Here is a 24,765-nt window from a genome sequence, read left to right on the forward strand (position 1 = left end):
GCCGAACCCAGCCCTCCAGCGCAGCCCGTTCCTCATCCGACAGAATCAACTCGGCCTTCGGCCGCCCAGTACGCGCCACCCCGTAACCCTATACATCTGAACAGAATTCCCGACTCAGAAGACTAGGGCGTGTTTCGAAAGTCCCGCCTGCCCCGCGACGCCTGGCACGCACGCTCGCGGCGTTGGCCGAAACGCCCGAATAGCTCCGCTATTAGGGCGCTCCGGCGCCTTGCGATCGCACGCTCCCCCACGCTCGGCTTCGCTCGCGCGGGGGGACCCCCATCGCCGCCGCGGGGCCCGCCCTTCGGGCGGACGACGGGACTTTCGAAACACGCCCTAGCGCGCGGACCGCGTGTGGACGTAGTCGACGAGCCGGGTCAGGGCGTCGGGGTCCGTGGAGGGCATGACGCCGTGGCCCAGGTTGAAGATGTGGCCCTCAAGACCGGCAGCCGCGTCGAGTACCTCGCGGGTCTTGGTCTCCACCGCCTCCCGGGTGGCGAAGAGGACCGTGGGGTCGAGGTTGCCCTGGAGCGCCTTGCCGGGGCCGACGCGGCGGGCCGCCTCGTCGAGCGGGACGCGCCAGTCGACGCCGACGACGTCCGCGCCGGCCTCGCCCATGAGGCCGAGCAACTCGCCGGTGCCGACACCGAAGTGGATGCGCGGCACACCGTACGACGCGACCGCCTCGAAGACCTTGGCGGACGCGGGCATGACCGAGCGTCGGTAGTCGGCGGGTGCGAGGGCGCCCGCCCACGAGTCGAAGAGCTGGACGGCGCTGGCGCCCGCCTCGATCTGCACCTTCAGGAAGGTCGAGGTGATCTCGGCGAGCCGGTCGAGCAGGTCGGCCCACAGCTGCGGGTCCCCGTACATGATCGCCTTGGCGTTCTCGTACGTGCGGGACGGGCCGCCTTCGACGAGGTAGCTCGCGAGGGTGAAGGGCGCGCCCGCGAAACCGATGAGCGGGGTCTCACCGAGTTCGGCGGTGAGCAGCCCGATGGCCTCGGTGACGTAGTGGACGTCCTCCGGGGTCAGATCGCGCAGCTGGGCGAGGTCGGCGCGGGTGCGGATCGGGTTCTCCACGACCGGGCCGACGCCGGGCTTGATGTCGAGGGCGATGCCGATGGCCTTGAGCGGGACCACGATGTCGCTGAAGTAGATCGCCGCGTCCACGTTGTGCCGCCGCACCGGCTGGAGCGTGATCTCCGTGACCAGCTCCGGGCGCATGCAGGACTCCAGCATCGGGATGCCCTCGCGCACCTTCCGGTACTCGGGGAGGGACCGGCCGGCCTGCCGCATGAACCACACCGGCGTGTGCGGCACGGGCTCGCGCCTGCACGCCTTGAGGAAGGCTGAATCCTGGACCGCGTCACGCTGGGCGGTCGTAGCGGTCGGCTGGTGGCCCGAGGGGCCGGCGTTGGCACTCACGACGGAAAGTCTCGCACGCCCCGCGCCGCCCCCGACGCCGGGTAGGGCCGTCTCCGGGACCCCGCGAGGTAGCCGAAGGGGACGCGCGGAGGCGTGCGAAGGCCTGAAACGGGGCGCCCCTTTCGCTCAGCGCGATGCGACCGTGACCCGGTGCACGGGTGTCTCTCCCTGCGCTCGGGCTCCGTTCCCCTTAATCTTCCCCGCATGGCTGCGGCTCAGGGACGACTGTCGGACGGCGCTGGCGGAATGGACGACGCGACGGAGGGGGACCGGGAAGCGATGGAGACGGAGACGGCTCCGCTGCCCTTCCGCACGGCCGTCGACGCGCTGGGGGCCGCGACACCGCGGCCGGAGATCGAGATCGAGCCCACGCGCGCGCCGCAGCGGCTCGCCCCGTACGCGTACGCCCTGGAGGCGGCGGTCCTCGACGGCGACGAGGACCTGGCCGACGGTCGCCTCATCCTCCTCCACGACCCGGCGGGACACGAGGCCTGGCAGGGCTCGTTCCGTCTGGTCACCCTGATCCGCGCCGAGTTGGAGCCGGAGATGGCCGCCGACCCGCTGCTGCCCGACGTGTGCTGGTCGTGGCTGACGGGGGCGCTCCAGGCCCGCGGTCTGTCGTACGGCGAACCGAGCGGCACCGTCACACGGGCGAGCTCCCACTACTTCGGCGGCCTCAGTGCCCGCCCCGCCGCCTGCCAGATCGAGATCCGCGCCTCCTGGACGCCCCGTGAGGGCCTCGGGGGCGTGCCCGACACCGCTTCCCACCTCGCCTCCTGGTGCGACCTGCTCTCCCAGGTGGCCGGCCTGCCACCGGCGGTCCCGGGCGAGGCGTCCGTGGTCACCCTGCCCCAGCGCCGGGGACCGCAGCCTCGCTAGGCCCGCCGCACCATCCGGAGATCGCACACGGTCGCCGGGGGCGCCCGCCCTCGGCGACCAGGGCCTCGTCCACCGGGCGCCCTCGGCTCAGCAGGGCCCCGTTCAGCGGGAGCTTCCTCGTTCACCTGAGGCTCCCTCGGCATCTTCCACGGCGCTTTCGGCGTGATCATGCATCCCTGCTCCGCACATCACCCTTTCGCCGCTACCTCTTTGTCGATACGGCCACTTTCGGACCGGTATCGACGCAGAGCGAACCCGTTCGATCTTCGAATGATCGAAGGCGTGTCCGAATTGTACGGATTGTTACTCACCAAATCGTGATCATTCCCTAAAGGAGCACGCGTCGGGTGCCGAAGACGTGTGTGACCTTGAAAGCACGGTTCGTCCCGGCTTCACCCCCACGAGCCGGCCCCGTCCCGCACCCCAGGAGGCCTGGTGTCCGTTCTCCTAGAGCAGCCCGCAAGCCTGGTCGCCTACCGCCCGAACAAACCCACCGCGATGGTGGTCGTGGCCGACCCCCGCGTCCGCTCCACCGTCACCCGTCACCTCTGGGCGCTCGGTGTCCGCGATGTCATCGAGGCCTCGTCCATCGCGGAGGCCCGTCCCCGCGTCGGCAACCCCCGAGACATCTGCGTCGCCGACGTCCACCTGCCGGACGGCTCCGGCCTCACCCTCCTGTCCGAAACCCGCGCCGCGGGCTGGCCCAACGGCCTCGCCCTCTCCGCCGCCGACGACATCGGCGCCGTCCGCAACGCCCTGGCCGGCGGTGTGAAGGGCTACGTCGTCACCGGTACGCGGACGAACATCGGCCTCCCCACCCGCCCCGGAGCCGCCCCCATCGGCTCCGCGGCGGCCCGTATGCACCGCCGCCCCCCGGGTGCCCCGAGTCACCCGGGTGGCTACCGCGAGCTGTCGGGCCGTGAGGTCGAAGTGCTGCGCCTGGTCGCCGAAGGCCAGTCCAACAAGGCCATCGGCGTCTCGATGGGCCTCTCGGCACTCACCGTCAAGAGCCACCTCGCCCGCATCGCACGCAAGCTCGGCACGGGCGACCGCGCCGGGATGGTGGCGGTGGCCCTGCGCACCGGGATCATCCACTGACCACGGGACGGTGACCGACGATCGGTACCCCGTGTCCGGGACCGACGGCCCCGCGCCGGTCCCGGACACGGGATACCGATCGGTCCCGTGTACCAGGTGCGACGGACCGCGCACCGGACGCATTCACTGACACACATGTGGCGCGTGTGCCATGTGACTGGATTACGACCATCGAACGCCCGCCGACGGAACGTTCCGTCGGCGGGCGTTGTGCATACACAGATACCCTTGACAGGTGACCGACGCCCAAAAGACCGCAGCAGACAGCTCACTGCGAACCACCGGAGGCGCCCCTCCGGACGACGGCGGATCTTCTGCGACGGGGGCGCCGATTCCTTTGCTGGAGCCTCGGGACGGCATTCCATCCGTGATCGCCGACGATACCTCGCTCGCCAGGACGATCGCCGCGTTCGCCGCCGGCTCCGGTCCCGTCGCCGTGGACGCCGAACGCGCGTCCGGGTACCGGTACGGCCAGCGCGCCTATCTCGTCCAGCTGCGCCGTGAGGGCGCGGGCACCGCGCTGGTCGATCCCGTCGCCTGCCCCGATCTGTCGGGCCTCGGCGAGGCGATCTCCGGCGTGGAGTGGGTGCTGCACGCGGCCACCCAGGACCTGCCCTGCCTCCGTGAGATAGGCATGGTTCCCACGCGGATCTTCGACACCGAACTCGCCGGGCGCCTCGCCGGCTTCCCCCGGGTCGGCCTCGGCGCGATGGTCGAGGGTGTCCTCGGCTACGTCCTGGAGAAGGGACACTCCGCCGTCGACTGGTCCACGCGCCCGCTCCCCGAGCCATGGCTGCGGTACGCGGCGCTCGACGTCGAGCTCCTGGTCGACCTGCGGGACGCGCTGGAGAAGGAGCTCGACCGGCAGGGGAAGCTGGAGTGGGCCCGGCAGGAGTTCGACGCGATCGCGTCCGCGCCGCCGGCGGAGCCCCGCAAGGACCCCTGGCGCCGTACGTCCGGGATGCACAAGGTGCGGCGGCGACGCCAGATGGCCGTCGTACGGGAGCTGTGGGAGTCCCGCGACCTCATCGCGCAGCGCCGGGACGTCTCGCCCGGCAAGGTGCTCAGTGACGCGGCCATCGTCGAGGCCGCGCTGGGCCTGCCGGCCAACGTGCAGGCGCTCGCCTCGCTCAACGGCTTCGGGCACCGGATGGGCCGACGCCAGCTGGAGCAGTGGCAGGCCGCGGTCGATCGTGCGAAGGCTCTGCCGGATGCCCGGCTGCCGCAGCCGGGGCAGCCGGTGACCGGGCCTCCGCCGCCGCGTGCCTGGGCCGACAAGGACCCGGCGGCCGCGGCGCGGCTGTCCGCGGCGCGCGCCGCGGTCTCGGCGCTGGCCGAGCAGCTCAACATGCCGCAGGAGAACCTGATCACTCCGGACACCGTGCGGAGAGTGTGCTGGGAGCCGCCGGGCTCTGTGGGTGCCGAGTCGGTTGCGGCCGCGCTTGCCGGGTACGGAGCGCGGCCCTGGCAGGTTGAGCAGGTGACGCCCGTACTGGTGAGCGCGTTGTCAGAGGCGAAGGGTGCCTAGGGCCGTTTTTCGGCCCTAGGCACCGCGGGGCGTGCCTTCGTACGGCGGCTGCGGGTCGTCTGTGGTTGCTCGCGCCCACGCGGCGCAGCCGCACATCGACACAGCCCCGCGCCCCTGGGGGGCTACGCCCCCTGCGGGGCACGGCCCCCTACCTCGTCGCCCCCCTCATGAACCCGTTGTAGATGTACCGCTGCAGGAACAGGAACACGATCAGCGTCGGCAGGATCACGAGGACCGCTCCGGCCGAGATGACCTCCCAGTGCGCGTCGAAGGGGCCCTTGAAGCGGAACAGGGACGTCGAAATCACGCCAAGATCTTTGGACGGCATATAGAGGAAGGGGATGTAGAAATCGTTGTATACGGCGATCCCCTTCACGATCACCACCGTGGCGATCGCGGGCTTCAGCAGCGGGAAGATGATCTTCCGGTAGATGGTGAAGGCGTTGGCGCCGTCCAGGCGGGCCGACTCGTCGAGTGAGATCGGGATCGACCGTACGAACTGCAGGAAGATGTAGATCGACACGATGTCGGTGCCCGTGTAGAGCATGATCGGTGCCCAGCGGCTGTCGAACATGCCGAAGCTGTTGACGATCTGGAAGGTCGCCACCTGGGTGGTCACACCGGGGACCAGGGTCGCGAACAGGAACAGCGCGACGACGAGCTTACGGAAACGGAAGGTGAAGCGGTCGATCGCGTACGCCGCCATCGAGCCGATGATCACCGTGCCCGTGATGGCGAAGAGCAGGATGAAGGCCGTGTTGCCGATGGCCATGAGCATCCTGCCGTCCTGGAACGCCGTCACGTAGTTGTCCAGGTTCAGCAGGTCGCCGGGCAGGCTGAGCGCGCCGCTGTCGTCCGCCATCTCCTGAGAGGTCTTCAGCGACGTCAGGAAGACGACTGCCAGCGGCAGCAGTACCACCACGCTCGCCACGACCAGCGACAGATACGTGAACGTTCGGGCGACTCCCCTGCGGACCGCGGGCGTCGGGGCCATGAGCGTCATACGAGATCCACCTTGTCGTCGGGGACCAGTCGGCGCTGCACCCAGGTCACCGCCAGGATGATCAGCAACAGGACGACCGCGGCGGCCGACGCCAGCCCCGTCTTGTTGAACTGGAAGGCCAGCTTCACCGTCTGGATCACGAAGGTCTCGGTGCCGGTCGCCCCGCCGGTCATGATGTACGGGATCTCGAAGACCGCCAGCGAGCCGGAGATCGAGAGGATGACGGTCAGGCCGATCACCGGGCGGATGCCGGGCGCGATGATGTACCGAAACTGCTGCCGGCGGTTGGCGCCGTCCAGCTCGGCGGCCTCGTACAACTCGCCGGGAATCGACTGGATCGCGCCCAGGAACAGCACGAAGTTCAGGCCCATGTAGCGCCAGACCGACACGCCCGCGAGCGAGATGTTCGCCGACGTCGACGTGGACAGCCAGGCGCGGTCCGGGTCGTGGCCGAACAGACTCAGCACCGAGTCCAGTGTGCCGCCGTCCTGGAAGAAGTAGAGGAAGACGAAGCCGATCGCCACCCCGTTGATCAGGTACGGGAAGAAGAGCACACCCTTGAAGAAGTTCCGGAAGCGGACGTTGAAGCTGAGGATCGTGGCGAAATAGAGCGCGAGGCCGATCTGGACCGCCGAGGCGGCGAGGTAGTAGCCGCTGACCAGCAAGACCTGGAAGAGATCCGCTCTGGTGAAGATGTCGACGTAGTTCTCGACGCCGGTGTAGTGCAGTTCGGGGCTGACGCCGTCCCAGTCGGTGAAGCTGTACGCCACCATGTTGGCGACCGGCGCGTAGGTGAAGGTGACCAACAGCGCGAGCGGCACGGCCAGGAAGAGCCAGGGGGTCACTCGCCGCCACACCCGTACCTTCCGCGGAGGACGGGACGTCCCTGCCGCCGGTGGTGGCGCGGCGGCCTTCGGCCGCGCCGCCTTCTCCGTCTCCGTGGTGTGCGTCATCAGGACCCCAGGGACTCTTCCGCTTCGGTCCACCGCTTGCCGAGATCGGCGAGGAAGTCGTCGACGTCGCCGTCCTTCGCGCCGCGGGCGAGGTCGACCAGGTCCTGGCGGTAGTCGGGCGCGTAGATGCCGACCTCCGAGGTGTTGTCGATCTCCTTGACCAGTGCGCCCTCGCTGTCGTCGACCTCGATGACCTTCACACCGGCGTCCTCGTACGCCTTCAGCACGTCGGGCAGCGGAGCGTCCTTGAGCGGGGACATGGCCAGGTTGTCGGCCACGTACGTGGACTTCTCCGTGAACCAGTCGATCCAGGCGCGGGCGGCCTCCTTGTGCTGGGAGTGGACGTTCACCGCCTGGTTGTAGTCGGGGGCGGCGGTCGCGCAGAACCCTCCGTCCACCTGGGCGGGGAAGGGCATGAACCCGATGTCGTCGGGGTCGGCGCCGGCCTTCTCGGAGGCCTGCCGGAACTGGATGATCGCCCATGTGCCGAGCCACATCGTGCCGATCTCGCCCTTCGCGAGCCGGGGCTTGGACGCCTCCCAGTTGGTCGTCGCCGGGTCCTTCTCGATCAGGCCCTGGTTCACGATGTCGTACAGGAGCCGGTCACCGACGCGGAGGTCGGCGCGCTCGGCCCAGGGGTCGCCCTCGGTCAGCTTGGTGGTGGCCTGCGTGTCGCAGTGCACCGAGCCGTTGACATACGTCCACGAGGTCAGCGGCCACATGTCCTTGAAGTTCGTGTAGTACGGGACCGCGTCCGTCTTCGACTTGATGGCCTTCAGCGCGGTGAGGAACTCGGCCGGAGTGGTGGGCCAGTCGGTGACCCCGGCCTCCCGCCAGACCTTCTTGTTGTAGACGAAGCCGGGCATCACGCCGTTGGTGGTCTGCCCGTAGACCTTGCCGTCGACCGCGGTGAAGTCGGTGAAGCGGTACTTCTCGCCGCGCTCGGCCTCGGTACCCAGCGATGCGAAGAACTTGGGGTAGTCGTTCTTCTTGATGACGGCCGGGATCATGAGGACGTCGCCGTAGTTCTCCGTGTTCATACGGATCTTGACCTCGGCCTCGTAGCCGGTGATGGCCTCGAACTCCACCTTGACCTTCGGATAGGTCTTGTTGAATTCATCGGCGTACTTCTCCATCGTGCCGTCCTGCACGATGTCGGTCCGGTGGGTGAGGACCTTGATGGTTCCGGACACCTTCGACGGGTCGTCAGGTGCCTTGGCGTCCGCGCCCTTCGACGTGCCGCCGCTGCCGGTGCAGCCCGCGGCCATGAGCGCGGCGGCCAGCAGCGTTCCGATGAGACTCCTGCGACGGTTCATGTGCACCAGCTCCGTTCGGGGACGGATGAGCACGAATGGGTTGGCTGGTTCGGCACTCTGACAGCCCGTACTGAACCGGTAAAGTCCCTATTTCGCCAAGGGTTCCGAAACATTTCGGGCAGTGTTCTCGGACGCTTGACTGGACCGGTTTAGGGAGTGCGCATGCTGGACGCGACACCGCTCACCGAGGGATGGAGCCTGCGGTACGACGGCCGCGCGCTGCCCGTCGCCGTACCGGGCTGTGTGCACACCGACCTGATGGCGGCGGGCGCGATCCCGGACCCTTTCCTCGGCCGGAACGAGACCGAGGTGGCGTGGGTGGGGCGAAGGGAGTGGGTGTACGAGACGGAACTGCCGGCCGCTTCGGGCTCGTTCGGCTCCTCCGGGCACGAGCAGACCGATCTCGTCTTCGAGGGCCTCGACACGGCCGCCGAGATCGTCCTGGACGGCCGGCTCCTGGGCCGGGTACGGAACATGCACCGCTCGTACCGCTTCGACGTGACCGGTATGAGCGGCCGGCTGGCGGTGCGCTTCGCCTCCGCGTACACGGAGGCCGAGGCGGTGCGGGACCGGCTCGGTGACCGGCCGAACGCCTATCCGGAGCCCTTCCCGTTCCTCCGCAAGATGGCCTGCTCCTTCGGCTGGGACTGGGGGCCCACCCTCGTCACGGCCGGGATCTGGCGGCCGGTGCGCCTGGAGCACTGGTCGACGGCCCGGATCGCGCGGGTGCGCCCGCTGGTGACCGTCGAAGACGGCGTGGGGCGCGTCGAGTTGGCCGTCGACGTCGAACGCACCCGCGTCGAGGCGGACCTCACACTTCAGGCCCGGATCGGTGCCGTACAGGTGAGCGCGGCGGTCGACGGGACCAGCGGGACCGTACGGCTCGAGGTGCCGGACGCAGCGCTGTGGTGGCCCCGGGGATACGGGGAACAACCGCTGTACGACGTCGAGTTGACCCTCGCCCACGACGGCACGCCGCTCGACGTGTGGCGGCGCCGCATCGGCTTCCGGAGCGTGGAGCTGGACCGGAGCACGGACGAGCACGGCACCGGCTTCACCCTCGTCGTCAACGGGACACGGCTGTTCGCACGCGGGGTCAACTGGATCCCGGACGACGTGTTCCCGTCCCGGATCACCCGCGAGCGCTACCGCGAGCGGCTGGCCCAGGCGGCCGGGGCGGGCGTGGACCTCGTCCGGGTGTGGGGCGGCGGCATCTACGAGAGCGAGGACTTCTACGACGCGTGCGACGAACTGGGGCTGCTCGTCTGGCAGGACTTCCCGTTCGCGTGTGCGGCCTACCCCGAGGAGCAGCCGCTGCGGGGCGAGGTGGAGGCCGAGGCGCGCGAGAACGTCGTACGGCTGATGCCGCACCCGTCGCTGGTGCTGTGGAACGGCAACAACGAGAACCTGTGGGGCTTCAGGGACTGGGGCTGGGAGGAGCGGCTCGCCGGGGAGTCCTGGGGCGAGGGGTACTACCTGGGCGTACTGCCGCGTGTCGTCGCCGAGCTGGACCCGGCCCGGCCCTACACGGCGGGCAGCCCCTGGTCCGGGTCCTGGGACCACCACCCGAACGACCCGGCGCACGGCACGCACCACTCGTGGGACGTGTGGAACCGGGACGACTACGCGGACTACCGGCTCCATGTCCCGCGTTTCGTGGCCGAGTTCGGCTGGCAGGCACCGCCCGCGTACACGACGCTACGGCGTGCCCTGCCCGGCGAGGAGCTCGCTCCGGACTCCCCCGGCATGCTGCACCACCAGAAGGCGGACGACGGCAACGGCAAGCTGGAGCGGGGGCTCGCCCGCCATTTCCCGGTCCCCGAAGGGGACTTCGACCGCTGGCACTACCTCATGCAGGTCAACCAGGCCCGGGCCGTCGCCGCCGGGATCGAGCACTGGCGGTCGCACTGGCCCGTCTGCGCGGGCACGGTCGTGTGGCAGCTCAACGACTGCTGGCCAGTGACCTCCTGGGCCGCGATCGACGGCGACGGACGGCCCAAGCCGCTCTACCACGAGCTGCGCAGGGTGTACGCGGACCGGCTGCTCACACTTCAGCCACGGGACGGCGAGCTGGTGCTGGCCGCCGTGAACCAGGCGGGCGAGGACTGGTCGTGCTCGCTCCGGCTGCGGCGGATGTCCGTGGACGGTGTGGTGGTGGGCACGGTGGACGTGGCTCTTACGGCCGCCGCACGGACGGTCGCCGACGTCCGCGTGCCGCGCGAGCTGGTGCCCACAGGCCCGAAGGAATTCCTGGTCGCAGACGCCGACCCCGACACAGACACAGACACAGACAGGCTGCGCGCCCTGCACTTCCCCGTACCGGACCGCGAAGTCCCCTACCCCCGGCCGGAGTTCGACGTCACCACGGCACCGGGCACGGTGACCGTGACGGCCCGCACGCTCGTCCGGGATCTGCTGCTCCAGGCCGACCGCCTGGCCCCCGCGGCACGGACCGACACCGGGCTGGTCACCCTGCTGCCCGGCGAACGGGTCACCATGGGCGTACGCGGCTGGCAGGCTCCGGACGACGGCTCCGGTGCGGACGCCGTCCGGTCCGCCCTGTACTGCGTGGAGCCGACCCGATGACAACACCGCCGACACCGCCGACGCCTCCGGCACCCCGGGTCACGATAAGGGAGGTCGCCGCGCGGGCCGGGGTGTCCAAGGGAGCGGTGTCACTCGCCTTCAATCACAAGCCGGGGCTGTCCGAGGCCACCCGGGACCGTATCTTCACGGCGGCCCGCGAGCTGGGCTGGGCGCCGAACCTGACCGCCCGGTCGCTGGCCGGCCGGCGGGTGGACGTCGTGGGGCTGGCGATCTGCCGTCCGGCGAAACTGCTGGGCCTCGAACCGTTCTACATGGAGTTCATCGCCGGAGTGGAGAGCGTGCTGACCGAGCGGTCCTGCTCGCTGCTCCTGCGTCTGGTGCGGAACCTGGAGGAGGAGGTGGGGCTCCAGGACGCGTGGTGGCGGGGGAAGCAGGTCAGCGGATCGATCCTCGTCGACTTCCGCGCGGATGATCCGCGGGTGGCGGCGGTGCGACGGCTCGGGATGCCGGTGGTCGCGGTCGGGCACCCCTCCCTGACCGGCGGCCTCACCTCCGTGTGGACCGACGACACCACCGCCGTGACGGAGGCCGTACGGTACCTGGCGGCGCTCGGGCACCGGCGGATCGCGCGGGTGGGGGGTGCGGCGGCGTTCGGGCACACCTCCCTCCGTACGGCCGCGTTCGACGAGGCCGCGAGGGCGCTGGCGCTGGCCGGGGCGTGGCAGGTGTCGACCGACTTCTCGGGGGAGGCGGGGGCGCGGGCGACGCGGTCGCTGCTCAGTGCCTCCGGCGGGGACCGGCCCACGGCGATCGTGTACGACAACGACATCATGGCGGTGGCCGGGTTGTCGGTGGCTGCGGAGATGGGGCTGTCGGTGCCGGACGATGTTTCGCTGCTGGCCTGGGACGACTCCCAGCTGTGCCGGCTGACGCGTCCGACGTTGTCCGCGATGAGTCATGACGTGCACGGGTTCGGGGCGGAGGTGGCGCGGACGTTGTTCGAGGTGATCACGGGTAAGGGTGACGAGGGTGAGGGGGCGGGGTCGCATCCCGTTCCGACGCCTGTGCTGACACCACGTGGCTCGACGGCGCCGCCTCGGTGAGGTTGCACGGCTCCGGGTCATCTGCGGCCCCTGAAAGAGCGCGGCCGCCTGAGCGGAGTACAAAAAAGTCATGTGACCTTCGCCGCTCCGGGACACTGGACTGGGCAGCATGGTTACCCACAAGTAGCATGGGTCCTGAGCGCGCGCTCAGCGCTCGCGCGTCGCAGCAGTGCCACCCCGCACCCTGGAGGAGAGCCATCGTGCCTCGTACCGTCAGGGACGTCGTCTTCGTGGACGGCGTCCGTACCCCGTTCGGCAAGGCGGGCCCGAAGGGCATCTACCACGAGACCCGTGCCGACGACCTCGTCGTGAAGGCGATCCGGGAGCTGCTGCGCCGCAACCCCGGTCTCGCCCCGGAGAAGGTCGACGATGTCGCCATCGCCGCGACCACGCAGATCGGTGACCAGGGTCTGACCATCGGCCGTACGGCGGGCATCCTCGCCGGCCTGCCGCAGTCCGTGCCCGGCTTCTCGATCGACCGGATGTGCGCGGGCGCGCTGACCGCCGTGACGACCACGGCCGGCTCCATCGCCTTCGGCGCGTACGACGCCGTCATCGCCGGCGGTGTCGAGCACATGGGGCGTCACCCGATGGGCGAGGGCGTGGACCCCAACCCACGGTTCGTCAGCGAGAAGCTGGTCGACGAGTCGGCGCTGTTCATGGGCATGACCGCCGAGAACCTGCACGACCGCTTCCCGCACATCACCAAGCTGCGCGCCGACGAGTACGCCGTGCGCTCGCAGGAGAAGGCCGCCAAGGCCTACGCCAACGGCAGGATCCAGCAGGACCTGGTGCCGATCTCGGTGCGTCGTACGACGCCTGAGGCCGGTGAGACCGGCTGGGGCCTGGTCACCGCCGACGAGCCGATGCGTCCGGGCACCACCCTGGAGAACCTGGCGAACCTCAAGACGCCGTTCCGCGTCCACGGCCGGGTCACGGCCGGTAACGCGGCCGGTCTGAACGACGGCGCCACCGCCTCGATCATCGCCTCCGAGGACTTCGCCCGCGAGAACGACCTGCCGGTGAAGATGCGCCTCGTCTCCTACGCCTTCGCGGGCGTCGAGCCGGAGGTCATGGGCTACGGCCCGATCCCGGCGACGGAGAAGGCCCTCGCCAAGGCCGGGCTGTCGATCGAGGACATCAACCTCTTCGAGATCAACGAGGCCTTCGCCGTCCAGGTCCTGGCCTTCCTCGACCACTACGGCATCGCGGACGACGACGAGCGCGTCAACCAGTACGGCGGCGCCATCGCCTTCGGTCACCCGCTGGCCTCCTCCGGGGTCCGGCTGATGACGCAGCTGGCCCGCCAGTTCGAGGAGCAGCGACACGTCCGCTACGGCCTGACCACCATGTGCGTCGGCTTCGGCATGGGCGCGACGGTCATCTGGGAGAACCCGCACTTCGAGGGGGACAAGTGAGTACCACCGCTGAGCTTCTGAAGGGTGCGGCCGAGCTGTTCCCCGACGAGGTCGTGACGTCCGCGCACGTACGCCACCTCGACCTGCCGTTCGGTGCTGGGCGTTTCGCGCTCATCACGCTGGACAACGGCCTCGACCACACCAAGCCGACCACCTTCGGCCCGGCCTCGCTCGCCAACCTCAACACCGCGATCGACCAGGTGGAGAAGGAAGCGGCCGATGGCGACATCGTCGGCGCCGGCATCACCGGCAAGCCGTTCATCTTCGCGGTCGGCGCCGACCTCAAGGGCGTCGAGCTGCTGAAGCAGCACGACCACGCGCTCGCCATCGGCAAGGGCGGCCACGAGGTCTTCAAGCGCCTGTCCGCGCTGGCGGTCCCGACCTTCGCGTACTACAACGGTGCCGCGATGGGCGGTGGCGTCGAGGTCGGTCTGCACTGCACCTACCGGACCGTCTCGAAGGCGCTCCCGGCCTTCTCGCTCCCCGAGGTCTTCCTGGGCCTGGTCCCCGGCTGGGGCGGCTGCACCCTGCTGCCGAACCTGATCGGCGCCGACAAGGCCGTCTCGGTGATCATCGAGAACAGCCTCAACCAGAACAAGCAGCTGAAGGGCCAACAGGTCTTCGACCTCGGCATCGCCGACGCGATCTTCGAGGGCGCCGACTTCCTGGAGCAGTCGCTTCTCTGGACGGCGAACGTCCTCAAGGGCGACATCGCGGTCGAGCGTCCGGTCATCGACCGCGGTGAGGCCTGGGACCAGGCCGTCGCCAAGGGACGCTTCATCGCCGACAGCAAGGTGCACGGCGCGGCCCCGGCCGCGTACCGCGCGCTGGACATCATCGCCGCCGCCAAGAACGGCGACCTCCAGCAGGGGTACGACGCCGAGGACGTCGCCCTCGCCGACCTGATCATGGGCGGCGAACTGCGCGCCGGTATCTACGCGTTCAACCTGGTGCAGAAGCGTGGCAAGCGTCCGGCCGGGGCGCCCGACAAGAACCTGGCCCGCCCGGTCACCAAGGTCGGCGTCGTCGGCGCGGGCCTGATGGCCTCGCAGCTGGCGCTGCTCTTCCTGCGCCGCCTGGAAGTGCCGGTCGTGTTGACCGACATCGACCAGGAGCGCATCGACAAGGGTGTGGGCTACGTCCACGCGGAGATCGAGAAGCTGCTCGGCAAGGGCCGTATCAACCAGGACAGGGCGAACCGTCTGAAGGCCCTGGTGACGGGAGTCCTGGACAAGGCCGAGGGCTTCGCCGACGCGGACTTCGTCATCGAGGCCGTGTTCGAGGAGATCGGCGTCAAGCAGCAGGTGTTCGCGGAGGTCGAGGCGGTCGCCCCGGCGCACGCGATCCTGGCGACGAACACCTCCTCGCTGTCGGTGTCGGAGATGGCGTCGAAGCTCAAGAACCCCGAGCGGGTCGTCGGCTTCCACTTCTTCAACCCGGTCGCGGTGCTGCCGCTGCTGGAGATCGTCCGCGGTGAGAAGACCGACGACGCCTCGCTGGCTACAGCGTTCGCCGTCGCCAAGAAGCTGAAGAAGACGGCGGTCCTGGTGAAGGACGCCCCCGCGTTCGTCGTGAACCGCATCCTCACCCGCTTCATGGGCGAGATCCAGAACGTCATCGACGAGGGCACCCCGGTCGAGGTCGCCGAGAAGGCGGTCGAGCCGCTGGGTCTGCCGATGTCGCCGCTGGTGCTGCTGGAGCTGGTGGGCCCCGCCGTCGGTCTGCACGTCTCCGAGACGCTGAACGGCGCCTTCCCGGACCGCTTCAAGGTCTCCCCGAACCTCAAGGCGGTCGTGGAGGCGGGCAAGCGCGGCTTCTACGTGTACGACAGCGGGAAGCCCGAGCTCGACCCGGAGGTCGCCGCGCTGCTGAAGCAGGGCGACACCGTCCTGACCGAGGAGCAGGTGCGGGCGCGGGTCCTGGACACGGTCGCCCAGGAGATCGGACTCATGCTCGACGAGGGCGTGGTCGCCGAGGCCCAGGACATCGACCTGTGCCTCATCACGGGTGCCGGCTGGCCCTTCCACCTGGGCGGCATCACGCCGTACCTGGACCGCGAGGGCGTCAGCGACCGCGTGAACGGCAAGAAGTTCCTGGAGCCCGGAATCGCGTCGGTTCCCGCGTAACCTCCAGGCGTGTGCAGAGGGCCCCCGCTCCGGCGGGGGCCCTTCCGCCGTACAGTCCCGGGTGACCGGCGGCCTCGACCGCCCCATGACGCATGGGGCCTGGGCCGACAGGACCTGGCCCGGAGGCACCACCATGACAACACTCGTGATCATCGACGCCGCCAACGTCATCGGCTCCGTCCCCGACGGCTGGTGGCGCGACCGGCGCGGCGCCGCGGAACGACTGCGTGACCGGCTCGCCCGGGACGGGATGCCCGGACAGGACGAACCCGTGGAGCTCGTCCTGGTCGTCGAGGGGGCGGCGCGCGGTGTGGAGTCCGTCCCCGGTGTACGGGTCGACCAGGCGCCCGGAAGCGGTGACGACCGGATCGTCGAACTCGTCGCCGAGGCCCCCGACCGACCCCGTCTCGTCGTCACGGCCGACCGCGAACTGCGGCGCCGGGTCGGTGAGTTGGGTGCGGACGTCGCCGGGCCGCGCACGGTGCACGGCCCGTCCTGAGCCGACCGGTAGTCACCCGGTGGTGCGCCACCGCCGGTTGATCACTGGGCATCGCAGTTCGGTGGCGTGGTCACCTCGCCGGGCGGGGTCCCCTCGTGCTGCGCGAGGCGGCTGTGTGTGCGGCTGTAGAGGAAGTACACGACGAAGCCGAGGAGCATCCAGGCGCCGAAGCGGATCCACGTCTCGGCCGGCAGGTTGAGCATCAGCCACAGCGAGGCGAGGACGGACAGGACCGGAATGACGGGCACCCACGGCGTGCGGAAGGCACGGTGCAGGTCGGGGCGGGTCCTGCGGAGGATGAGGACGCTGATCGCCACGACGACGAAGGCGAACAGCGTGCCGATGTTGACCAGTTCGGCGAGTTCACCGAGGCTCGTGAAGCCGGCGACGATCGCGATGATCACGCCGAGCAGGATCGTCGGCCGGTGCGGCGTCTTGTACTTGGGGTGGACCTGGGAGAAGAAGCGCGGCAGCAGCCCGTCACGGCTCATCGCGAAGAACACCCGGCTCTGACCGAGCAGCAGGATCATGCAGACGGTGGTCAGACCGACGGCGGCTCCGAAGCTGATGAAGCCCGCGTACCACGGGTGCCCGGTGGACTTGAACGCGTCGGCGAGCGGGGCGTCCACGGAGAGCTTCGTGTAGTGCTCCATGCCGGTCACCACGATCGACACCGCCACATAGAGCGCGGTGCAGATGAACAGTGAGCCGAGGATGCCGCGCGGCATGTCCCGCTGCGGGTTCCTGGTCTCCTCGGCTGCCGTGGCCACGATGTCGAAGCCGATGAAGGCGAAGAAGACGACGGACGCGGCCGTGAAGATGCCCATCACACCGAAGTTGGAGGGTGCCCAGCCGAACATCAGCTGGATCAGCGGGGCATGGAGGTCCCCGCCCGCCTCCACGGGCTGTGCCTTCGGGATGAACGGGTGGTAGTTGGCGGTCTTGATGAAGAACGCGCCCGCGATGATGACGACGAGGACGACGATCACCTTGACGGCGACGACGAGCGAGGTGAGCCGCGCCGAGAGCTTCATCCCGAGGACGAGGATGCCGGTGAGGACGAGGACGAGCAGGGCAGCGAGGATGTCGAAGCCGAAGCCGTGGGCGCCTTCCCGGCCGGCCAGCTCCTCGGGCACATGCCAGCCCGCGTTGTCCAGCAGTGAGCGGACGTAGCCGGACCAGCCGACGGCGACCACCGCTGTGCCGAGCGCGAGCTCCAGCACCAGGTCCCAGCCGATGATCCAGGCGGGCAGCTCTCCGAGCGTGGCATACGAGAAGGTGTACGCGGACCCGGCGACCGGGACCGAGGACGCGAACTCGGCGTAACAGAGCGCGGCGAGGGCGCAGACGACTCCGGCCAGGACGAACGCCAGCGCGACCGCGGGCCCCGCGTTGTTCCTGGCGACCGTGCCGGTCAGGACGAAGATGCCGGTGCCGATGATGACGCCGACGCCGAAGACGGTGAGATCCAGAGCGGACAGGGACTTCCTGAGCGCACGCTCGGGTTCCTCGGTGTCCCTGAGGGACTGTTCGATCTTTTTCGTCCTGAAGAGGGTGCTGCTCACGGGCGTCACGGGCGTACCTCCCACACTGCGTCGTCCCCGACATGATCGAGAGGGGGTGTAGGTCGCATGCCCCGACATGGGGGAATTCACGCGAATGGGCCGGTTTCACCACCGTAAAGGTTGATGAAACCGGCCCATTCGGTCGATTTCCAGCCCAGCTGGTTGCCTAGCGCCGGGCTCGGAGCCGGCCCGGAGCGCGGGTCAGTCGCGGGCGGGCTCCACCGAGTCCACCTGGTCGAACCGGCCGTCCAGCTTGGAGACCAGCCCGGTGACCTGACGCGCGATGTCCGGCGCGGTGAGGCCGATCTCCGCCATGACCTCGGCGCGGGAGGCGTGGTCGAGGAAGCGCGGCGGAATGCCGAAGTCGCGCAGCGGGACATCCACACCGGCGTCGCGCAGGGCCTGGGCGACGGCCGAACCGACGCCGCCGACACGGGAGTTGTCCTCGACGGTGACGACCACGCGGTGCTGCTCGGCGAGCGGTGCCATGGCCTCGTCGACGGGCTTGACCCAGCGCGGGTCGACCACGGTCGCGGAGATGCCCTGCTTGTCGAGCAGGTCGGCGATCTCCAGGCACATCGGCGCGAGGGCGCCCACCGACACCAGCAGCACATCCGGCGTGTCGGTGCCCGGCTCGCGCAGCACGTCCATCCCGCCGATCCGGCCCACGGCGGGTACGGCGGGACCGACGGCCCCCTTGGAGAAGCGGACCACGGTCGGGGCGTCCTTGACCTCGACGGCCTCGCGGAGCTGGGCGCGGACCTGGTCGGCGTCGCGCGGCGCGGCGAGCCGCAGCCCCGGTACGACCTGGAGGATCGACATGTCCCACATGCCGTTGTGGGAGGCGCCGTCCGTGCCGGTGATGCCGGCGCGGTCGAGCACGAAGGTGACACCGCACTTGTGCAGGGCCACGTCCATCAGTACCTGGTCGAACGCGCGGTTGAGGAAGGTGGCGTACACGGCGAAGACGGGGTGCAGCCCGCCCGTGGCCAGACCGGCGGCCGACACGGCACCGTGCTGCTCGGCGATACCGACGTCGAAGACCCGCTCGGGGAACGCCTTGGCGAACTTCTCCAGACCGACCGGCTGCAGCATGGCGGCCGTGATGGCGACGATGTCCTTGCGCTCCATGCCGAGCTTGACCATCTCCTCGCCGAAGACGGACGTCCAGTCGGCGCCGGAGGAGGCGATCGGCAGACCCGTGTCGGGGTGGATCTTGCCGACGGCGTGGAAGCGGTCCGCCTCGTCCAGGAGGGCGGGCTGGTAGCCGCGGCCCTTCTCGGTGAGGCAGTGCACGATGACGGGGCCGCCGAACCGCTTGGCACGCGCGAGCGCGGACTCCAGGGCCTCGATGTCGTGTCCGTCGATCGGGCCCACGTACTTCAGCCCCAGGTCCTCGAACATGCCCTGCGGAGCGATGAAGTCCTTGAACCCCTTCTTGGCGCCGTGCAGCGTGTCGAAGAGCGGCTTGCCCACCACCGGGGTGCGTTCGAGCACTTCCTTCGTCCGGGCGAGGAAACGCTCGTACCCCTCCGTCGTGCGCAGCGTGGCGAGGTGGTTGGCGAGGCCGCCGATCGTGGGGGCGTACGAACGCTCGTTGTCGTTGACGACGATGACCAGCGGGCGGTCCTTGGCGTCCGCGATGTTGTTGAGCGCCTCCCAGGCCATGCCGCCGGTGAGGGCACCGTCACCGATGACGGCTACCACGTGGTCGCCCCGTTTACGGAGCTGGTTGGCCTTCGCGAGGCCGTCGGCCCAGCCGAGGACCGTGGACGCGTGCGAGTTCTCGATGATGTCGTGCTCGGACTCGGCCTGCGACGGGTAGCCCGACAGACCGCCCTTCATCTTCAGCTTCGAGAAGTCCTGACGACCGGTGAGCAGTTTGTGCACATATGACTGGTGGCCTGTGTCCCAGAGCACCTTGTCGTTCGGGGATTCGAAGACGCGGTGCAGGGCGATGGTGAGCTCGACCACGCCCAGGTTGGGGCCGAGGTGGCCGCCGGTCTTGGATACCGCCTCGACGAGGAAGGTCCGGATCTCCTCTGCCAGCTGGTCCAACTGCTCCAGGCTGAGCCGGTCCAGATCGCGCGGTCCCCTGATGCGGGTCAGCAGCGGCACCCGTGCCTCCTTGCAATAGTGCTGTTCGAGCGTTACCGGGTTCGTCGAGTCTAATGTTCCGCCCGTACGGGCGACGCCCGGCCCGCGCGTCCTTCTCACGCGATCGGACGTAGACCATCCTGCGCAGCCGTCCCGCTGCGAAACGTCCCCGGCCGGGATGGCCGCGCAGCGGCCTACAAGGGGCGCGGGGAACTGCGCGACCAGCGACCACGAAACCCGCAGCCGGCCCATCGCACCAGCCCCCGCGGCGCTCCCCCTGAAAACCGCTACGCGCGCCCCGCGGTCTTCTGCGTCCGCCGTGTGACGGAGTCAATAACCACCGTCGTCAGCAGAACCCCCGCGGTGATCATGTACTTCACCGGCTCAGCAATGGACTCCAGTTGCAAACCGTACTGAATCGACACAATCACCATCACACCCAGCAGCGCGTTCCACGTACGCCCGCGCCCGCCGAACAGTGACGTACCACCGATCACGGCCGCGGCGATCGCGTTCATCAGCAGATCCCCGGTACCCGCGCTCTGGTTCGCCGAAGCGATCTTGGAGGCCAGGAAGAGGCCGCCCATCGCCGCGAAGCCGCCCGAGATCGCGAACACGGAGATACGGACGGCGGTCACGTTGATACCCGCACGCCGGGACGCCTCCACGCTGCCGCCGAGCGCGAAGACCTTACGGCCGTACGCGGTTCGGCGCAGCAGGAAGTCGGTGGCCACCAGGAACACCAGGAAGATCACCGTGGCGAGCGGCAGCCCCTTGTACTGGTTGTACATGGCGGCCGCGGCGAAGGAGACCACGGCAAGCAGCACCGTGCGCAGGACCGTGTCGCTGAGCGGCCTCGACGGGATGCCGACCGCCTCACGCCGGCGGTTGGACAGGAACGAGGTGAGGAAGAACACGCCGACCAGCACGGCGGCGAGACCGTAGGCGGCCGCGATGTCCGTGAAGTAGTACGTGGTCAGCTTGCCGATCAGGCCGTCGCTGTCGAGGTTGATGGTGCCGTTCTCGCCCAGGGTCTGGAGCATGAAGCCCAGCCAGAAGAGCAGTCCGGCCAGGGTGACGGCGAACGCGGGGGCGCCTAGCACCGCGAAGAAGAAGCCGTGCGCCGCGCCGATGACGGCACCCGCGGCGATGGCGAACAGCACCGCGGCCCACTCGGGCCAGCCCTGGTTGACCGCGAGCACGGCCGCGATGGCGCTGGACGCGCCACTGACCGAGCCCACCGACAGGTCGATCTCACCGAGCAGCAGCACGAAGACGATGCCGACGGAGATCATGCCGGTGCCGACCATCGTGATGGTGATGTTGCTCAGGTTCTCCGCGGAGAGGAACGCCGAGTTCAGGCTCTGGAAGACGACGCAGATGACGATCAGACCGATGACGACCGGGATGGAGCCCAGCTCACCGGCCTTCATCTTGCGCCTGAACTCACCGATGTAGCCGGTGAGTCCGCGCTCGCGGATGAGGAGCCGGGGGTCGACCGCGGTCACCGCGGCCGCGGCGGCCTCGGGGTTCTCGACGACGGGCTCGTCCTGCGCGGTCGTGGAGGTCTTGTCGAAGCTCACTGGGAAACCTCCCCGTTCGTGCGCGCCGCACGGCGGGTCACGGCGTTGTCGGTGGCGCCCGTGATGGCGGAGATGATCTCTTCCTGTGAGGTCGTCCTGACCTCGAAGACACCGTTGTTGCGGCCGAGGCGCAGCACCGCCACCTTGTCGGCGACGGCTTTCACGTCGGCCATGTTGTGGCTGATGAGGATGACGGCGTGGCCGCGTTCGCGCAGCCGCTCGACCAGGTCGAGGACCTGGGCGGTCTGCTCGACGCCGAGGGCCGCGGTGGGCTCGTCGAGGATGACCAGCTTGGGCTCGCCGAGCATGGAGCGGGCGATGGCCACGGTCTGGCGCTGTCCGCCGGAGAGCGAGGCGATCGGGATGCGCACACTGGGGATGCGGATCGACAGCGTCCGCAGCAGTTCCTGGGAGCGCCGCTCCATCTCGACCTCGTCGAGGACGCCCCACTTCCTGAGCTCGCGGCCCAGGTACAGGTTGCCGACGACGTCGATGTTGTCGCACAGCGCGAGGTCCTGGTAGACGGTCGCGATGCCCAGGTCCTGGGCGTCGTGCGGTTTGTTGATCTGGACGGGCCTGCCGTCCCACTCGATGACGCCCTCATCGATGGGGTGCACGCCGGCGATCGTCTTGACCAGCGTGGACTTTCCGGCGCCGTTGTCGCCGACCAGGGCGACCACCTCACCGGCGTGGACCTCAAGCTCTACGTCGGTGAGCGCCTGAACGGCACCGAACCGCTTGGAGACCCCGCGCAACGCCAGCACGGGCGTAGCGGACACGTGAACCATCTCCTTCGCCGCCTGACCCGGCGGAAGGTTGCACAGAAGAGTTGGGGGGTGTTCCGTCCGGCGCCCCGCGCGAGCTTGCGGGGCTGTCTGATGCGCGGGGCGCCGGCGGAGCCTGGGGCGGAGCGGGCCGGGTCATGGGGCCGCTCCGCACGAGCCGGTCCCTGTCCCCGTACGGGAGTTCAGGATGAACGCGCGTACGGGGACAGGGACGTGCGGCTGACTACTTGACGCCGGCCTCGTCGCAGGCCGACTTGTACTTGGCCGTGCAGATCTCGGCGGCCGTGTAGATACCGTCCTTGATGACGGTGTCGTTGATGTTCTCCTTGGTCAGCGAGACCACAGGGACCAGGACCGAGGGAACGTCCTTGGCGCTGCCGCTGGAGACCTTGTCCTTGGCGATGGAGTCCAGCTTCTCGCCCTTGGCGAGCGCCACGGCCATCTCGGCCGCCACGTCCGCCTCCTGCGGGTAGGACTTGTAGACGCTCATGAACTGCTCGCCGGTGAGGATGCGCTGCACGGCCGAGAGTTCCGCGTCCTGGCCGGTGACGGGGACGTCCAGGCCGGCGGCCTTGAGGGCGGTGATGATGCCGCCCGCCATGCCGTCGTTGGCGGAGTAGACGCCGATGATCTTGTCCTTGCCGAGCGCGGAGATCGACGACTCCATGTTGGCGTTGGCGTTGTCCGGAGACCATTCCTTGGTGTCGAACTCGCGGCCGATGTTGACCTTGCCCTTGAGGACGGAGAGCGCGCCCTCCTTGAACTGGGCGGCGTTGGGGTCGGTGGCCGACCCGTTCATCATGACGATGTCGCCGTCCTTGGCCTTGTCGCCCAGGACCTCGAGCAGGGCCTCGCCCTGGGTCTTGCCGACGGTGACGTTGTCGAACGAGGTGTAGGCGCTGATCGGGCCCTCGGCCAGGCGGTCGTAGGCGACGACCGGGATGTCGGCCTCCTTGGCCTTCTGGACGGAGTTCTGAATGGCCTTGGCGTCCACGGCGTCCACGATGAGGACGTCCACCTTGCTGGTGATCATCGTGTCGACCTGCTGGGCCTGGAGGTTGGCGTCCTGCCGCGCATTGCTGTACAGGACGTCGGCCTTGCCGTTCGTGAGCTCCTTGATCTTCTTCTCGATCAGGGGCTTGTCGAACTTCTCGTACCGGGCGGTCTTGTTCTCCGGCAGAAGCAGGCCGACCTTGATGTCGTCCCCCTTCGCCGCGCCCGCGGACTCGTTGTCGCCGCCCGACTCCTTGGCGCTGCCACAGGCGGCAAGCGAGACGGCCATCGCACCAACTGCGACGGCGAGGGCGGCACTACGCATACGCGTGTTCACTTCAGAAACCTCCCTGACGAGGCCGCGACGCTGCGGCCGAGGTGGCTGGAAGTCAACTCGGCCACACGTACGACGTCAAGAAGTAAATCCTTAACGGGTTGGCAACGGTGTCATCCGTCCTCTAAGTGAAGACAGGGGTCGCGGCAGTCAGCGTGCCGTCCAAAAGGGTTGAATCCCCCATCTCACTGAGGGCCAGCGCGAGGGCACCCAGGACCTCCGCACGACCGCCGAGGGCCCCCGGCAGCACCGAGAGCTGTCGTGCCGCGCTGGGGATCGCGTACCGGCCGACGGACTCCCTGATGGGCGCGAGCACCAGTTCCCCGGCCTCGGCGAGGTCGCCGCCGAGGACCACCCGGCTGGGGTTCAGCAGATTGCAGAGGCTGGCGACTCCGCTGCCGATGTGGCGGCCGACATCGGCGATCACCCGACGGCACCCCGGATCTCCGTCCCGCGCCAGCCTGACCACGCCCTCCATGGTCAGGTCGGTGCCGTGGCTGGAGTTCAGGAGCGGCAGTACGTAGCGCGCGGCCGCGAAGGTCTCCAGACAGCCCCGGTTGCCGCAGCGGCAGACGGGGCCGGACTCGTCCAGCGTGATGTGCCCGATCTCCCCCGCCGTGCCGCCCGGGCCGCGGTAGATCTTCCCGGCGATCACCAGTCCGGCACCGACACCGCTCGCGACCTTGATGTACGCGAGGTCCTTGACCCCGCGGCCGCTGCCCCAGACCAGCTCCCCGAGGGCGCCCAGGTTGGCGTCGTTGTCCACGTGCACGGGCACGCCGAGGCGCGCCCGCAGCTCCTCGGCGGGCCGGGTCCCGGTCCAGCCGGGCAGGATGGCGGTGGAGCCGAGGGTGCCGGACTCCACGTCGATCGGGCCGGGCACGCCGACGCCGACGCCCGCGATCTTGCCGCGGTCCACTCCGGTGGCCTCGATCAGCCGGTTCACCAGCTGCTCGGCCCGGTCGAGGCCCTGCGCCGCGGAGGCGTCCACGTCGAGCGGCTCGGACTCCTCGGCCAGCACCTGGTGGGCGAGGTTTCCGACGGCGACGCGCAGATGCGTGTGCCCGAAGTCCACGCCTATGACAATGCCGGCGTCACCGCTCAAGGACACGGCCCGGGCCCGCCGGCCACCTGCCGAGGTGGGCGTGACCTCGACCGTTCCGCCGTCCTTGAGCTCCCGCACGATGTTGGAAACGGTCGCCGCCGACAGGCCCGTCGTCCGCGCGATCTCCGCCTGTGTGAGGGATCCGGCCAGCCGCACGGCGCGTACGACCCGCTCCAGATTGGCTCGGTGCAGCGACGACTGCGACCCCGGAGTCTCCACGACGACCTCCTGCGCGCGGGACCGCTTCAGCGGGGCCCCGTCCATGTCCAACAATTGAACTCTAAGTCGAGCTGTTCGGGGCATGTTCCGTCAAGAGGTTGACCCAGATCCGGGTCGTTGCACATGCATGGGGCGCCGCCCCCGGAAGACCGGGAGCGACGTGACATCGGTGAACGCGCCGGGCCGCCG

General features: G+C 69.3%; 18 protein-coding genes. 8 read left to right on the forward strand and 10 right to left on the reverse strand.

What is annotated here, in order from left to right; genetic code table 11:
- Positions 1–336: 336 nt before the first annotated feature.
- Complete coding sequence (hemE, locus tag FPZ41_RS08505; RefSeq protein ID WP_322619973.1) at positions 337–1,425, reverse strand: uroporphyrinogen decarboxylase; 1,089 nt, start codon at positions 1,423–1,425, stop codon at positions 337–339.
- A gap of 204 nt (positions 1,426–1,629) precedes the next feature.
- Between hemE and FPZ41_RS08510 the strand changes: the two genes are divergently transcribed.
- The 3 genes from FPZ41_RS08510 to FPZ41_RS08520 all read left to right on the forward strand — a co-directional run bounded on the left by FPZ41_RS08510 (position 1,630) and on the right by FPZ41_RS08520 (position 4,930).
- Complete coding sequence (locus tag FPZ41_RS08510; protein ID WP_152860655.1) at positions 1,630–2,304, forward strand: DUF3000 domain-containing protein; 675 nt, start codon at positions 1,630–1,632, stop codon at positions 2,302–2,304.
- Positions 2,305–2,739: 435 nt separating this feature from the next.
- Positions 2,740–3,402, forward strand: coding sequence for a response regulator transcription factor (locus tag FPZ41_RS08515; RefSeq protein ID WP_150206749.1), 663 nt, complete (start codon positions 2,740–2,742; stop codon positions 3,400–3,402).
- Between the two features lie 235 nt (positions 3,403–3,637).
- A complete protein-coding gene (locus tag FPZ41_RS08520) occupies positions 3,638–4,930 on the forward strand; it encodes a ribonuclease D (RefSeq protein ID WP_322619974.1) in 1,293 nt (430 codons plus the stop codon).
- 148 nt (positions 4,931–5,078) lie between these two features.
- On the opposite strand, the gene FPZ41_RS08525 is transcribed toward FPZ41_RS08520, so the two are convergent.
- The 3 genes from FPZ41_RS08525 to FPZ41_RS08535 are packed head-to-tail and all read right to left on the reverse strand — an operon-like array spanning position 5,079 to position 8,202.
- The gene (locus tag FPZ41_RS08525; RefSeq protein WP_152860659.1) at positions 5,079–5,933 is read right to left on the reverse strand and encodes a carbohydrate ABC transporter permease; all 855 of its coding nucleotides are present in this window, start codon (positions 5,931–5,933) and stop codon (positions 5,079–5,081) included.
- The gene (locus tag FPZ41_RS08530) at positions 5,930–6,886 is read right to left on the reverse strand and encodes a carbohydrate ABC transporter permease (protein ID WP_152860661.1); all 957 of its coding nucleotides are present in this window, start codon (positions 6,884–6,886) and stop codon (positions 5,930–5,932) included. Before FPZ41_RS08530 ends, FPZ41_RS08525 begins: the two co-directional genes overlap by 4 nt.
- Complete coding sequence (locus FPZ41_RS08535) at positions 6,886–8,202, reverse strand: ABC transporter substrate-binding protein (protein WP_152860663.1); 1,317 nt, start codon at positions 8,200–8,202, stop codon at positions 6,886–6,888. The genes FPZ41_RS08530 and FPZ41_RS08535 overlap by 1 nt, the downstream gene beginning before the upstream one ends.
- Before the next feature lie 162 nt (positions 8,203–8,364).
- Here FPZ41_RS08535 and FPZ41_RS08540 point away from each other — a divergent pair, with 162 nt between their 5' ends.
- From FPZ41_RS08540 to FPZ41_RS08560, 5 genes are all read left to right on the forward strand, one after another.
- On the forward strand, positions 8,365–10,788 hold the full coding sequence (locus FPZ41_RS08540) for a glycoside hydrolase family 2 protein (protein WP_152860665.1): 2,424 nt from the start codon (positions 8,365–8,367) through the stop codon (positions 10,786–10,788).
- Complete coding sequence (locus tag FPZ41_RS08545) at positions 10,785–11,852, forward strand: LacI family DNA-binding transcriptional regulator (protein WP_152860667.1); 1,068 nt, start codon at positions 10,785–10,787, stop codon at positions 11,850–11,852. Before FPZ41_RS08540 ends, FPZ41_RS08545 begins: the two co-directional genes overlap by 4 nt.
- 200 nt (positions 11,853–12,052) lie before the next feature.
- On the forward strand, positions 12,053–13,270 hold the full coding sequence (locus FPZ41_RS08550; RefSeq protein ID WP_322619975.1) for a thiolase family protein: 1,218 nt from the start codon (positions 12,053–12,055) through the stop codon (positions 13,268–13,270).
- A complete protein-coding gene (locus FPZ41_RS08555) occupies positions 13,267–15,396 on the forward strand; it encodes a 3-hydroxyacyl-CoA dehydrogenase NAD-binding domain-containing protein (RefSeq protein ID WP_322619976.1) in 2,130 nt (709 codons plus the stop codon). The genes FPZ41_RS08550 and FPZ41_RS08555 overlap by 4 nt, the downstream gene beginning before the upstream one ends.
- Before the next feature lie 133 nt (positions 15,397–15,529).
- The gene (locus FPZ41_RS08560) at positions 15,530–15,895 is read left to right on the forward strand and encodes an NYN domain-containing protein (RefSeq protein WP_152860669.1); all 366 of its coding nucleotides are present in this window, start codon (positions 15,530–15,532) and stop codon (positions 15,893–15,895) included.
- A gap of 41 nt (positions 15,896–15,936) precedes the next feature.
- On the opposite strand, the gene FPZ41_RS08565 is transcribed toward FPZ41_RS08560, so the two are convergent.
- The 6 genes from FPZ41_RS08565 to FPZ41_RS08590 form a co-directional block, all read right to left on the reverse strand.
- Positions 15,937–17,460 (reverse strand): amino acid permease, encoded by a 1,524-nt coding sequence (locus FPZ41_RS08565; RefSeq protein ID WP_322619977.1) that lies wholly within the window; start codon positions 17,458–17,460, stop codon positions 15,937–15,939.
- Between the two features lie 201 nt (positions 17,461–17,661).
- Positions 17,662–19,578 carry a 1-deoxy-D-xylulose-5-phosphate synthase gene (gene dxs / locus FPZ41_RS08570; RefSeq protein WP_322619978.1) on the reverse strand — a complete coding sequence of 639 codons (1,917 nt, stop codon included), beginning with the start codon at positions 19,576–19,578 and terminating at the stop codon, positions 17,662–17,664.
- Between the two features lie 266 nt (positions 19,579–19,844).
- Complete coding sequence (locus FPZ41_RS08575; RefSeq protein ID WP_322619979.1) at positions 19,845–21,140, reverse strand: sugar ABC transporter permease; 1,296 nt, start codon at positions 21,138–21,140, stop codon at positions 19,845–19,847.
- On the reverse strand, positions 21,137–21,928 hold the full coding sequence (locus FPZ41_RS08580) for an ATP-binding cassette domain-containing protein (protein WP_131562788.1): 792 nt from the start codon (positions 21,926–21,928) through the stop codon (positions 21,137–21,139). Before FPZ41_RS08580 ends, FPZ41_RS08575 begins: the two co-directional genes overlap by 4 nt.
- Positions 21,929–22,148: 220 nt before the next feature.
- Entirely contained in the window at positions 22,149–23,243 is a 1,095-nt protein-coding gene (locus FPZ41_RS08585) for a sugar ABC transporter substrate-binding protein (RefSeq protein WP_152860719.1), read from the reverse strand.
- Positions 23,244–23,376: 133 nt separating this feature from the next.
- Positions 23,377–24,576, reverse strand: a complete 1,200-nt coding sequence (locus FPZ41_RS08590; RefSeq protein WP_322619982.1) for an ROK family transcriptional regulator — start codon at positions 24,574–24,576, stop codon at positions 23,377–23,379.
- Positions 24,577–24,765 lie beyond the last annotated feature (189 nt).

It is taken from the genome of Streptomyces acidicola (assembly GCF_009377235.1).
In the GTDB taxonomy this organism is placed as follows: Bacteria; Actinomycetota; Actinomycetes; order Streptomycetales; family Streptomycetaceae; genus Streptomyces; species Streptomyces acidicola.